The organism is Glutamicibacter sp. NPDC087583, assembly GCF_044743685.1.
Classification (GTDB): domain Bacteria; phylum Actinomycetota; class Actinomycetes; order Actinomycetales; family Micrococcaceae; genus Glutamicibacter.
Map to the genome: position 1 here is coordinate 47,110 of NZ_JBIUWY010000007.1, position 12,618 is coordinate 59,727.

Consider the following 12,618-nt stretch of genomic DNA (forward strand, 5'->3'; position numbering starts at 1 on the left):
CCTGTGCGCGCTCAGGCTCCAAACACCGTGCGGTCCAGGAAGTCGTTGCGGAACTTGCCGGACGGATCCAGGCGCTGCGCCAATGCAATGAAGTCGTTGAACTTCGGATACAGCCCGGCCAGCTGCGTAGAGGTGGCTGCGAAGAGCTTGCCCCAGTGCGGGCGTGCCGCAAAAGGAGCCAGTGCTTCCTCGATCCGCGGTAGGAGCGCCTCGACAGCCTCCTGCTGGGGTTTCCAGGTGAAGTGCAGGGCGATGCCGTCACGGCCGTAGTTTCCACTGAGCCACAGTTCATCGGCGGCAATGGTGCGCACTTCCGAGACCAGCAGCAGGGGAGTGATGGCGGGGGAAAGCCCGCGGACGGCCTGGATCGCTTCTGCCGCGTGCTCGCGCGGGACCAGGTATTCGGTCTGCAGTTCATCGCCGGCGCTGGGGGTGAAGTCCATGCGGAAATGCGCCAAGCGATCCGACCATGGACCGGTTGCTCCGAGCTGTTGGCTGCAGATGGACCCATCGGCACCGGGCAGCGGGTGCATCGCAGCAGTTGCCGGGAACCCGCCGAACCGGCCCTGGTCAAAATGCTCTACCAGCGCATCGCCGACGCGGCGCTTGAGCCAGGTCTGGCCTACCTGCTCGCCGCTCCAGTCAGTGAACAGGCTGACGCTGTAGGCCGAAGCCTGGATGGTGTCGAAGCCGTCGAGCACCTTGTCCCAGGACAGATCCTGGTAGACGGTCTGCTGCATCTCGAAGCTCGGCAGGATATCCAAGGTGAGGTGGGTCAGCACGCCCAGCGCGCCCAGGCCGACCACGATGCCATTGAAATCCTCGTCGCCGCGCTGCACGCTCAGTTGCGAGCCGTCGGCCAGCACCAGTTCCACTGCGCGCACGGCGGTGGCGAGGTTGCCATGGGTTTCGCCCGAACCGTGGGTTCCGGTGGATACTGCGCCGGCTACCGAGATATGCGGCAGGGAGGCGAGATTGTGCAGGGCATAGCCGGCGCGTTGAAGTGCATCAGCCAGGGCGCCGTAGGTGGTGCCGGCGCTGACGCGCACGGCCATGGCCAGCGCATCAATCTCGATGGCTTCCGGCATCTTGGCCAGCGTGATCATGGTTTCGCGGGTATCGGCGATGTCATTGAAGGAATGGCGGGAGCCCAGGACCTTCACGGCCTTGGCTGCGCGAACAATATCCTGCAGCTGCTCGAGGCTGGCGGGAAACAGCAGTTGCGCGGCCCGGTATTCAAGATTTCCGGCCCAGTTCAGTTCCTTGTTGCGCAGTTCCACGGCTAATCCTTACTTGTCGAGCCACTGGCTGGAAACCAGTGCGCGATAGCGTTCCAGTATCTGCGGGGCCAGTTCCATCGCTGGGACTTGGGCAGTGCCCTGGGCCCAATTGGGGAATTCCCCGGCCAGTACGCCGGCCGCCTGGCGGGCTGCGCCATCGGCGACGTATTCGCCCGGGGCCGGGATCAAAATTGGCAATCCCAGGATCTGGGCGGCGATCTGCTGGACCGCGCGGGACTGCGCTCCACCGCCGACAAGGATGATGCGCTGCGCTTCAACCCCTTGGGCTTCCAGTGCGCGCAGGCCGTCGGCTAGCGAGCAAACCACCGCTTCCACGGCGCTGCGGGCCAGATTCGCGGCGGTGTAGTTGGCTCGGGTGATGCCATGCAGCGAGCCGGTGGCCTCTGGCAGGTTCGGGGTGCGCTCGCCGTCGAAGTAGGGCAGCAAGGCCAGCCCGTCGCTACCCGGGACGGCGGATAGTGCCAGGTCATTGAATTCTTCGAGGCTGACCTGCAGCAGGGTGGCGGTGGCATCGAAGATGCGGGTGGCATTCAGGGTGCATACCAATGGCAGGTAGTTGCCGGTGGCGTCGGCGAAGCCTGCCACCAGGCCGGAGGCATCTGCCGATGGGGAATCGGCAACCGCGAAGACGGTGCCGGAGGTGCCCAGGGACATGACGACGTCGCCCACCGTGGCGCCTACGCCCAAGCCGGCCGCGGCGTTATCGCCCGCGCCGGCACCGATCAGTGCTCCGGAAGTGGTGCGGCCAATGGATTCCAGCGGGCCAGCGACCGTAGGCAGAATCGGGGCGTGGCCCAGATGCTGCTCCAGCGCCTCGTAGTCATAGGCGTTTTCGGCGGCACGGTAGTAGCCGGTGCCCGAGGCATCCGAACGATCGGTGCGCAGGGCGGCCAGCCCTGCTGCCCCGGAGCCCGGGCCGTAGCCGGCCAGGCGCCAGGACAGCCAGTCGTGCGGCAGGCAGACGGCAGCGACCTTGGCCGCGTTCTGGGGCTCATTGTCCCTCAGCCAGCGCAGCTTGGTCAGCGTGATCGAGGAGACCGGGACGGTGCCGGTGCGCTGTGCCCAGTACTGGGCGCCCGCCGCGGCATCGCCCTGGCCTGCCTCGGTGATGATCTGGCTGGCCGCCTGCGCGCTGCGGGTGTCGTTCCACAGCAGTGCCGGGCGGATCACCGCACCGCTGGCGTCGAGCACCACCATGCCATGCTGCTGCCCGCCCACCGAGATGGCGTCCACGTCGTCCAGGCCCCCGGCCTGGGCGATCGCTTCCTGCAATGCGCTGAACCAGGATTCCGGATCCACTTCGGTGCCATCGGGGTGCGAGGCACGGCCGGAGCGGACCAGGGCGCCTGTTGCGGCGTCGCGGATGACCACCTTGCATGACTGGGTGGATGAATCTATGCCGGCAACGAGCGTCATTGTTCTTCGGCTGCTTTCTGCGGTGGGCGGGGGTGAGCGGTCTAGCGGGCGTTGAGCAGGTGCTCGATGGCCAGCTGGTTCAGGCGGATGAACGCGAAGTTGCGCTGCGCTGCGGCGTTGGCGTCGAAGTCGGCGAAGCTTGCCGCATCGTCCATCAGCTGCTGCGCGGTTTCGCCGGCGTCCAGGGTGCTCTCGCCCAGCTCGAACACGCCCGAGAGCTTCATCGCCTCCTGGACCTCGGGGTCTGCGCGGAATGCCTGTGCGCGTTCCTTGAGCATCAGGTACATGGACATGTTTGCCTTGGCCGAGTCCCACACGCCGTCGTAGCCGTCGGTGCGCGATGGCTTGTAGTCGAAGTGGCGGGGGCCATCGTACTTGGGTCCGCCGGTCGGGAAGCCGTTCTCCAGCAGGTCGACGGTGAAGAAGGCGCTGGTCAGATCGCCGTGGCCGAAGACCAGGTCCTGGTCGTACTTGATGCCGCGCTGGCCGTTGAGGTCGATGTGGAACAGCTTGCCTGCCCACAGCGCCTGGGCGATGCCGTGGGTGAAGTTCAGGCCAGCCATCTGCTCGTGGCCGGTCTCCGGGTTCAATCCGACAATGTCCCCGTGTTCCAGCTTCTCGATGAAGGCCAGGCCGTGGCCTACGGTTGGCAGGAAGATGTCGCCGCGTGGCTCATTCGGCTTCGGCTCCAGCGCGATGCGCAGGTTGTAGCCTTTTTCCTTGATGTAGCCGGCTGCGGTGTCCACGCCTTCGCCCATGCGGTCAAGTGCCGCGGCCAGGTCCTTCGAGCCGTCGTACTCGGCGCCTTCGCGGCCGCCCCACATGACGAAGGTTTCGGCGCCCATTTCGGCTGCCAGGTCGATGTTGTGCAGGACCTTGGCCAGCGCGAAGCGGCGGATCGAGCGGTCGTTGGAGGTGAAGCCGCCATCCTTGAATACCGGGTGGCTGAACAGGTTGGTGGTCACCATCGGGACCTTCAGGCCGGTTTCCTTGAGTGCTGCACGGAAGTCCGAAAGGATCTGCTCGCGCTGGGAAGCGGTGGCGTCAAAAGGAATCAGGTCGTTGTCGTGGAAGGTGATGCCGTAGGCGCCGAGCTCGGCCAGCTTGTGGACAGCTTCCACCGGATCCAGGTTCTTGCGGGTGGCGACACCGAAGGGATCGGCACCGGTCCATCCCACGGTCCACAGTCCAAAAGTGAAGCGGTCGGCGGCGGTTGGCTGAAGAGTCATGGGATGCATCCTTGGATCGGGGGTTGGCTGATGCCATTTAGTTTATGTCCTGAACTATATGGGTGGTGATGCGCTAGAGTCAATAGCGAGCAGTGAACGATTCGTCCCAATAAATTCTCAAGGAGAAGGCATGCGCCAACCAGCGTCTAGCGCCCGTGCCGCAAGCTCTTCGGCCCCGGGTAACGTCGGAGACGTGCGCAAAGCCAACCTGGCCAGGGTCCTATCGGTGATCGCAGGCGCAGGGGAAGACCAGCGGTTATCACGCGCCGATATCGCCCAACTCAGCCAGCTCACCAAGGCCTCGGTCTCCAGCCTGGTCGCCGATTTGCTGGCGGCCGGACTAGTTATCGAAATTGGCGTGCACCGCGACGGGGAACGCGGGCGGCCCTCGGTGGGGCTCATCCTGAACCCCGCACGCTGTGTCATGGGCATGGAAATCAACGTTGACTACATAGCCGCCGGGCTGGTGGACCTCAGCGGCAAACTGCTGGCACACGAAATCCTGCCCAGTGCCAACCACAGCTCAACAGCCAGCGAAGTGCTCGCTGCGCTGGGAGAGCTGAGTCAAAGGCTCCAAGCTGCCGCCCGGGCCCAAGGGCTAATGATTCTCGGCGGCGGGTTGGCTGTTCCTGGTTTGGTCAACGAGGAGCGGTACACCGTCCTGCAGGCCCCTAACCTCGGCTGGGAGCGGCAAGACCTGGATGTCGCAGCATTGCTGCCCGACGCCAAAACCCGCTTCAGGCTCTTTAACGAAGCCAACGCCTCAGCGCTGGCCCAGCAGCAGTTGATGGACGTCCAAGAACGCGACTTCCTGTTTGTCTCCGGGGAAGTGGGCATCGGTGGCGGATTGATAATCGACGCTGAACTTTTTGCCGGTCCCCAGGGACACGCCGGTGAACTCGGGCATGTGGTGATTGCCCCCGAGGGCAGGGCCTGCAGCTGCGGCGGTCGTGGATGCTTGGAAACCATTGCCGGGCAGGAAGCGATCCTGGCTGCCGCTGATCTAGGGGCGATGGTCGATAGCGCCTCGCGCCAACGGCGGATCCACCAGCTATTCCAAGCGCTGGAAACCGGAACCGAACCCGCGCTGAGCGCGGTAGCCGAGGCCGGAAAATCCTTGGGAATTGCGGTGGCCTCGGCCATGCGCCTGTATGACGTTTCCACGGTAGTCTTTGGCGGGCACTTTGCCGCCCTGGAACAGTGGCTACGTCCTGCCATGGAAGCCAGCCTCCAGATGCACGCGCCGAGCATCGCCGGCCAGGCTCGACTGCTGTGCTCGCCGCTGGGTCAAACAGGTGCGCTGGTCGGTGCCGCGCGCAGCGTGGCGGGGGACCTGTTGGAGGCCCCGCATCAGCTGGTGGGTTGAGAAACGCCTACCGGCTGCTGCAGTTCGGCCACCCAATCACCTTGGTCTTCGGAGATGGCACGCACGTAGACTTCGCGGCACGGACCGGTCGGAACCAAACCGCGGGCTAGGACTTCTTCGTGCACGGCCTGCCAGCTTTCATGGATGGTGTCCATGGAGCCGAGGTGCACTCCGCAGATGGCTTCGGGCACCGCGGGGAGCTCGATGATTTCGACATCGGCGAGGTTGGGAGCGTTAGTGGCGTATCCGGCAATGACCTCTACTCCATCCTCAGTTCCGTTGTATTGCGCAATGGGCGTGGCAAGGCTTTGGCCCTGAATGGACTGCGCGATTCTGTCGAAGAGCGGGCCGATGCGACCAGCGATTTCAGGTTGCTCGGACACCGTGAAGCGGCCTGCGGCCAAGCGCACTGCGGGCAGTGGCTTGTGGATGATTTCAATGCGTGACATGAGATTCTCCTTTGAGATCAAGCGCAGGCGCCGTTGCACATCCTGCAGCCGCTGCGTGGCCAGCCGGTGTTCGGCCTCGACCTGCGCGGCACGATTCTGCAAGTGCTCAGCAATCTTTTCCGCGGTGGCTCCCTGATCCAGGATCAGGGAAACCTCTTCCAGGCCGAAACCCAGCTCGCGCAAGGCCACGATCTGATGCAAGCGCTGGAGCTGGGAAGGGTCGTAGGAACGGTAGCCGCTGCACGGGTCTACGTGGGCGGGCTTGAGCACCCCGGCGGTATCCCAGTGCCGCAGCATGCGGTGGGTAACCTGGCCGATCTGCGCAAACGCCCCGATGGATAGCATGCTTCAGTTCTCCGCCCTCACACTGTGTCAGGGGCAAGCCCTTGGCTGGTTTTGGAATAATTGTTGCATCGCGAGAGTTCTCCCGGGCGGTTTTGACGGCCGGCAAAGTTCCGGAATCTCCGAGCAGCTACGCATGAATCCTTGGATGAGGCAGCAGCTGGCTATAGTCTTCCAGGGTGAAGACCCGTCAAACCGCCTTGCGCTTCCTCAACCTGGCTCGGATACTGTGGGCGCTGGCCACCCTGGGCGCTATCGTGGCGACCTACGCCGACACTGCCTCACGGGGCCCGGTGCAGCCACTGAATTTCTTTGGCTACTTCACCATCCAGTCGAATCTGGTGGTGGTTCTGGTCGGGCTTATCGCAGGACTGATGGGCCTAGCCAAGGGTGCTTCGATGCCCCGCTGGGTTGTGGGCCTGCGTGCCATGGCGAGCGTGTGCATGGTCGTGGTCGGGCTGATCTACCTCACGCTGCTGGCACCCTTAGGGGCCGCAGGCGGGGTTCCGCTTCCTTGGGCGAATTGGGTAATGCATATTCTCGGTCCCCTGCTGGTTCTGGCCGATTGGCTCTTGGCCAGGGACCGTACTTCCCTGTCCTACCGGGCAGTGCCGCTATTGCTGATTTACCCGTTGCTCTGGACCGGGGTAGTGCTGATTCGCGGAGCGTCCGATGGATGGGTTCCTTACCCGTTCCTCGACCCGGATCAGGGATACCCCGTCATTGCCCTGTACGTTGTTTCCATTGCCGTGCTCTTCGCGGGAATAGCTTTTCTGGTTGTCGCTTATGGCCTGCGTGGGCGACATCGTGACGTGCAACTCGAGATTCGCTAATCGTTTCGGTAAACTTTGGTCGTAAGAGCCCCTAACTCTTGCAACGGACCTTCAGGTTTCAGTGAGCAGGACAGGGGCATATTTTTTGTCCGGCACCGTGCCGGGACGGCGCTAAGCACGCCGCAACCGCTGCTTTAAGCAAGGGGGAGGATCCCATGCCAGCAATCGTGATCGTCGGAGCCCAATGGGGCGATGAAGGCAAAGGAAAGGCTACCGACCTGCTCGGTGGCAAGGTCGACTATGTAGTGAAGCCAAACGGCGGCAACAACGCCGGGCACACCGTGGTCGTAGGCGGCGAGAAGTACGAGCTCAAGCTCCTTCCTGCCGGCATCCTTTCCCCGAACGCCACTCCGATTATCGGCAATGGCTGCGTGGTGAATCTTGAAGCCCTCTTCGAAGAAATCGACGGCCTGGAATCGCGCGGCGCCGACACCTCGAAGCTGCGCGTTTCGGCCAACGCCCACCTGGTGGCCCCGTACCACCAGACCATGGACAAGGTCACCGAACGCTTCCTGGGCAAGCGGGCCATCGGCACCACCGGCCGCGGCATCGGCCCCGCCTACATGGACAAGGTCGGACGCCTGGGCATCCGCGTGCAGGACGTCTTCGACGAGTCCATCCTGCGCCAGAAGGTCGAAGGCGCACTGCGCCAGAAGAACGAGCTGCTGGTCAAGATCTACAACCGCCGCAGCGTCGAGGTCGAGGAAATCGTCTCGTACTTCCTCTCCTACGCCGAGCGCCTGCGCCCGCTGGTCATCGACTCCACCTACGAGCTGAACAAGGCTCTGGACGAGGACAAGGTCGTGCTGATGGAAGGCGGCCAGGCCACCTTCCTGGACGTGGACCACGGTACCTACCCATTCGTGACGTCCTCCAACCCGACTGCTGGTGGCGCGTCCGTGGGTTCGGGCATCGGCCCGACCCGCATCACCCGCTCCATCGGCATCATCAAGGCCTACACCACCCGCGTGGGTGCTGGTCCGTTCCCTACCGAGCTGTTCGACGACATGGGCCTCTACCTGCAGAAGACCGGTGGCGAATTCGGCGTAAACACCGGACGCCCGCGTCGTTGCGGTTGGTACGACGCCGTGCTGGCTCGCCACGCCTCGCGCGTGAACGGCTTCACCGACTACTTCGTGACCAAGCTGGACGTGCTCACCAACATCGAGCAGATCCCGGTGTGCGTGGCCTATGACGTTGACGGCGTGCGCCACGACGAAATGCCGATGACGCAGACCGACTTCCACCACGCGAAGCCGATCTTCGAGTACTTCCCGGGCTGGACCGAGGACATCTCGGGCGCACAGACCATGGAAGATCTTCCGGAGAACGCCCGGAACTACATCCTGGCCCTGGAGAAGATCTCCGGAACCCGCATCTCCGCCATCGGCGTAGGCCCGGACCGCGATCAGACGATCGTGCGCCACGATTTGATCAAGGACTAGTTCCTGTAGCCAAGGAGCCGCCGCAGTTCATCAGCTGATGAACTGCGGCGGCTCCTTTTCGTGCACTAGAACCTAAGACATGCTGGTAGTGCGGTTCAGGCACCCCAAGATGAAATTCTCGGACTGGATGGCGGGCATGGCGGTTTCTTCGGACATGCACAACCAGCACGTGGATGGATCACGAAGAAACTCGAATGCCGGAACAGATTACTTGTCAGCGGGCATTGCCGTGCATGAGGCCGGGCAGGTTCTGACAGGCCGCAAATGAGGCACGGCATCTTTCATGTTTCCGGGTGGCAAGCCGGAGCCGGACGGACCTCCTATCGATGCGGCCGTGCGAGAAGTGAGTGAGGAGCTACGGACAACCCCGTGTCTTGTTATGTACCTGGCGGGGTGAGCCGGTCGATCCGTTTTCTGGTGTCAGCGGCAACGTCGAGGATCATGGGGGTGAACCAGCCTTCTGCGCGCGATTGCTCGATGAGCGCCGGGAGCGCATCCAGCATCGCTTCCAGAGTGGCGCGGATCTGCCTGGCGGCAATTTTCGCTGGGATACCCCACGAGGACACTTCGTCCATCAGGTGCCTGCCGTTGACTTCGTCGATGTGCACGCCGGCGCCTACGTGCAGGGACAGCTCGCGGTCGGCGTGCTCCCATGCTGCGGTGGGGACCACATCGTAGGCCGGCGCCAGTCGCACGGTTCCGCGGTCGATGGTCAGCCCGATGTTCCGGGCGTGCATGTCGCAGTTCCCCAAGGCCAAGTTCACGGTCAGGTATTTGAGCAGGAGTTCGCGCTCTCGCGGAGGATTTGAAGCGTTGTCGGTGAGGACCTGGGCGATTAGCTTCAGCGTGGGGGATTTCTCTGCGGGTTTCTGGTACTTCTGCTTCATGCCGAGCGCTTGGCAGAAGTCCTCCTGGTGGATGCGCCGCACAGGTTCGGATTGGGCGTCGCGGTCGTAGCGTTCAACCAGGATTGCTTTGCGGCCTTGGACGGTGATGACTTCGGCGGCGGCGGCGATTTGGCGTTTGGAGCGGCTCAGGCGCACGGAGGCTTCGACCAGCCTCAGGCCGAACAGTTCCAGCTCGGCGATGGACGGCCATTGTTCGGTGCCGTCTTCGTTCAGCCGCGCGGGTTTGAGGATGTGGGTGGTGGGGCTGCCGTCCAGGGGCATGCCGATGCGGGGTCCGTCGCGGACTACGAGCAGCTTGCCTTGGAGTCCTCCCAGGCTCACCCGGATGGAGCTGTCGATGCCGATGCCCAGGGGTGCTGTGGGCAGGTTGGTGATGGCTTTGGCCAGTTCCTCGGCGGTGGTCCAGCGGATATTGTGCGGTTCGTTGTTGGGTTCTTCGCCCAGGGGGAGCACTTGGACGGCGCCGGCGCAGTCCTTACCGTAGGCGCCGAGCATCATGAAGGTGTCCACGTGAGCGATTCTCGCCTTGTCGGCGAGCATTTTGCGGATGTCGTCTTCTGGCAGCAGGCCGTCCAGGAAGTGGACGCATTCGACCCAGGGGTAGGGTTCTTCCCGGATGGGCAGCTTGGTGGACAGCAGTGCGCTGCTGTTTTGAGCTTCGGGGGTGTACTGCAGGGAAATGGTGCCGAAGCCGTGATCGGTGATGGTGGCCGTGTGCACTCCATCGAACCATAGTGCCAGCTGTGGGTCCGCCACCTCAGCTCCTCTTGACTCGGTGGTGGATGCTGCGGGCGTTGTGGGCCATGCTGTTGCGGATGGCGTTGGTCTCGCCGGAGTGGCGCGGGGCGATGAGCAGATCCAGGCCGAGGATGGACATGATTTCGAGCAGGATGTTGGCGTTGCCGAGCTTGCCGTTTTCGATCGCGCTGATGGTGTTGCGGGAGATGCCGAGCTGGTCGGCGACGTCCTCTTGGCTCAGTCCGAGGTCGATGCGCTGTTTGCGCAAGGTGCTTCCTATGGCTTTGGGGTCGTTTCGCATGCGCCCGCCTTTCTCTTAAAGCCCATTTTATCGTGAATTAACCCCGATGACATCATAATGTACTGATTTTTGCGCTTTAGTAGGTCAGTGGCTTTAATGAGCAGAATCTTGTGCATTAGCGCATGGTGAGCATTAATGCCCAGAAATTTGATCTTTAATCACTGTGTGCCACTAAAGACCAAAAAACTGCGCATTACCGCTAAGGTGCCAAAAGGCCAGCACCACCAGCAAGCTGGTCGTGCTGGTGGTGCTGGCAATCATCATGATCGGCCTGGGTCAGCTGCCACACCATCTATTTCGGGTGATGAAAATATGAGCATCAACGACAGATCAGAAATAAAGGGTTTCAAGTCTGCGGGAGCGATAAAGAAGCCGAGATGCCAACGCTGCAATACTGCCGTTTCTAAGTTCCCGTGCGGCAAAGACGCGTCCTGCTGAATTGTGAACTCATAATTTCATGTTCCGCTTGGATTCCTGCGCAGCCTATTCTGGGGCGCTGGATGTCGAACAGAAAACGAGTACTGTGCCCAGCGGTTTTCACCGCTGGGCACAGGGCTCGAATCTTATATGCTCCACTCGGTATTCTTGGCGGACTAGAGCGTAGGCTCTTGTGCCGTGGCATTGACCGGAGCGTCCTGGATCTTGCCCGCAACGCGCAGGTTCCAGTGCTCAATCACCTGTCGGTCCGTCGACTTGGTCAACAGCGAAACAGCAATGAACGCTGCTGCCGAAGCGATCAGACCGTAGTAGATCGGCTCATTGGCGTAGACGCCGTCGAACTTGTTCTCAGCCTGGATCTCCAAGATGATCATCGTGCCCAAAGTAGCTATTGATCCTGCCGCCATGGAGGCTGTGGCCCCAGCGCCATTGCCGCGCTTCCACAGCAGGCCGCCGATGATTGCCACCAGCAATCCGCCCACCAGGATGTCGTAGGCAATGGTCAGTGCTGCGACCACGTCGTCCACCAGGATCGCCAAGGTGACCGTGACGACGCCCAGCGCCATCACCCAGATGCGGTTCGCGCGAACATCATGCTCGGGGTTCTCATCGGTATTCACTTCCACGCGCTTGCCGAACCAGCTGGCCGCAAATGGGGTGACATCGGTGCGGGCCACGGTTGCGGCGGCGATCAGCGCCCCGGAGGCGGTGGACATCATCGCGGCCACGGCTGCGGCCATGACCAAACCTCCCACCGCAACTGGCAGCAGCTGAGTGGCGACCTCGGCATAAACCACGTCCTTGTTCTCCGCCGCGCCCGCGATGTTCGGCAGCGCCACCTTCGCGGCCATGCCAATCAGTGCGCCGGCAGCTCCGTAGAAGATGCAGTAGATGCCGGCGGTCATCCCGCCCCAGCGGGCGACCTTCGGGGTTTTGGCGGTGAAGACGCGCTGCCAGATGTCCTGGCCGATCAGCAGGCCCAGGGTGTAGACCACGAAGTAGGTGATGATCGACTGCAGCCCCATGCCGGTGAAGCTGAAGAATTCGGCGCCCATGCGCTCGCGGATGCCATCCAGGCCGCCGGCGGCATGCATGGAGAAGGGCAGCATCAGGGCGAAGATGCCGATGGTCTTGATGATGAACTGCACCTGGTCGGCCAGGGTGATGGACCACATGCCGCCGATAGTGGAGTAGATGACTACGATGGCGCCGCCGATGGCGATGGCCAGCCATTTCTCCCAGCCGAAGAGCACCACGAAAATGGTGGCGTAGGCGCTGGTTGAGGTGGCGCAGAGCATCAGCGTGTAGGCCAGCATGACGATGCCGGAGGTATTGGTTGCCGCCGCGCTGCCGTAGCGCAGGGTCAGCATCTGCGAAACGGTGAAGACCTTGAGCTTCTGCAGCGTCGGGGCGAAAGCCAGCGACAGCAGGATCACGCCTGCGCCAATAGCCACCACGAGCCACATGCCGGAGATCCCGTGCTTGTAGCCCAGGCCAACGCCGCCCACGGTCGAGGCTCCGCCGAGCACCACCGCCGCCATGGTTCCGGTGTAGAGGAAGGGGCCCAGGCGCCGGCCGGCCACCAGATAGTCGCTGCTGTTCTTGGTGCGGGATTTGCCCCACCAGCCAAAGGCCAGCATTGCGGCCAGGTAGGCGGCGACAATCGCGCCGTTGATGAATTCCATGGAGAACCTCGATGTCCGGATAAAAGCAGCGCTTACCTTAAGTAAACTTTTGTTGCATCACAGGCTACTAGCGCTGGCGCTGCCGATCAATGGAAATCGCGAACATTGCCCACCGCACTGCTCTGGCCAGCCGCAATGTGACGAAGCAAACCGTTCCATTCAGTGAA

Annotated in this window: 12 protein-coding genes; 5 read left to right on the top strand and 7 right to left on the bottom strand. The window is 62.6% G+C overall.

Annotation, left to right across the window (positions count from 1 at the left end; genetic code table 11):
- Positions 1-11: 11 nt before the first annotated feature.
- The 3 genes from ACIOU9_RS15455 to xylA are packed head-to-tail and all read right to left on the bottom strand — an operon-like array spanning position 12 to position 3,946.
- Positions 12-1,280 (bottom strand): FAD-binding protein, encoded by a 1,269-nt coding sequence (locus tag ACIOU9_RS15455; RefSeq protein ID WP_133834954.1) that lies wholly within the window; start codon positions 1,278-1,280, stop codon positions 12-14.
- A gap of 9 nt (positions 1,281-1,289) precedes the next feature.
- Positions 1,290-2,717 (bottom strand): xylulokinase, encoded by a 1,428-nt coding sequence (xylB, locus tag ACIOU9_RS15460; RefSeq protein ID WP_133834953.1) that lies wholly within the window; start codon positions 2,715-2,717, stop codon positions 1,290-1,292.
- A gap of 41 nt (positions 2,718-2,758) precedes the next feature.
- Entirely contained in the window at positions 2,759-3,946 is a 1,188-nt protein-coding gene (gene xylA / locus ACIOU9_RS15465; protein WP_105662643.1) for a xylose isomerase, read from the bottom strand.
- Between the two features lie 130 nt (positions 3,947-4,076).
- Between xylA and ACIOU9_RS15470 the strand changes: the two genes are divergently transcribed.
- A complete protein-coding gene (locus tag ACIOU9_RS15470; protein WP_332488375.1) occupies positions 4,077-5,312 on the top strand; it encodes an ROK family transcriptional regulator in 1,236 nt (411 codons plus the stop codon).
- On the opposite strand, the gene ACIOU9_RS15475 is transcribed toward ACIOU9_RS15470, so the two are convergent.
- Positions 5,297-6,106 carry a MerR family transcriptional regulator gene (locus ACIOU9_RS15475; RefSeq protein WP_332503703.1) on the bottom strand — a complete coding sequence of 270 codons (810 nt, stop codon included), beginning with the start codon at positions 6,104-6,106 and terminating at the stop codon, positions 5,297-5,299. The genes ACIOU9_RS15470 and ACIOU9_RS15475 overlap by 16 nt on opposite strands.
- Before the next feature lie 176 nt (positions 6,107-6,282).
- On the opposite strand from ACIOU9_RS15475, the gene ACIOU9_RS15480 reads away from it, so the two are divergent.
- The 4 genes from ACIOU9_RS15480 (at position 6,283) to ACIOU9_RS15495 (ending at position 8,778) form a co-directional block, all read left to right on the top strand.
- Positions 6,283-6,936, top strand: a complete 654-nt coding sequence (locus ACIOU9_RS15480) for a Pr6Pr family membrane protein (protein ID WP_105657920.1) — start codon at positions 6,283-6,285, stop codon at positions 6,934-6,936.
- Positions 6,937-7,091: 155 nt separating this feature from the next.
- Complete coding sequence (locus ACIOU9_RS15485) at positions 7,092-8,381, top strand: adenylosuccinate synthase (RefSeq protein ID WP_133834950.1); 1,290 nt, start codon at positions 7,092-7,094, stop codon at positions 8,379-8,381.
- Positions 8,382-8,490: 109 nt separating this feature from the next.
- Complete coding sequence (locus ACIOU9_RS15490; protein ID WP_402697469.1) at positions 8,491-8,649, top strand: hypothetical protein; 159 nt, start codon at positions 8,491-8,493, stop codon at positions 8,647-8,649.
- 15 nt (positions 8,650-8,664) lie between these two features.
- Complete coding sequence (locus tag ACIOU9_RS15495; protein WP_286172329.1) at positions 8,665-8,778, top strand: NUDIX domain-containing protein; 114 nt, start codon at positions 8,665-8,667, stop codon at positions 8,776-8,778.
- Here ACIOU9_RS15495 and ACIOU9_RS15500 read toward each other — a convergent pair.
- From ACIOU9_RS15500 to ACIOU9_RS15510, 3 genes are all read right to left on the bottom strand, one after another.
- Entirely contained in the window at positions 8,759-10,045 is a 1,287-nt protein-coding gene (locus tag ACIOU9_RS15500) for a HipA domain-containing protein (RefSeq protein ID WP_133834949.1), read from the bottom strand. The two genes, ACIOU9_RS15495 and ACIOU9_RS15500, sit on opposite strands and share 20 nt — an antisense overlap.
- A gap of 1 nt (position 10,046) precedes the next feature.
- Complete coding sequence (locus tag ACIOU9_RS15505) at positions 10,047-10,328, bottom strand: helix-turn-helix domain-containing protein (RefSeq protein ID WP_133834948.1); 282 nt, start codon at positions 10,326-10,328, stop codon at positions 10,047-10,049.
- A gap of 593 nt (positions 10,329-10,921) precedes the next feature.
- Complete coding sequence (locus tag ACIOU9_RS15510; protein ID WP_402697471.1) at positions 10,922-12,451, bottom strand: sodium:solute symporter; 1,530 nt, start codon at positions 12,449-12,451, stop codon at positions 10,922-10,924.
- Positions 12,452-12,618: the final 167 nt, after the last annotated feature.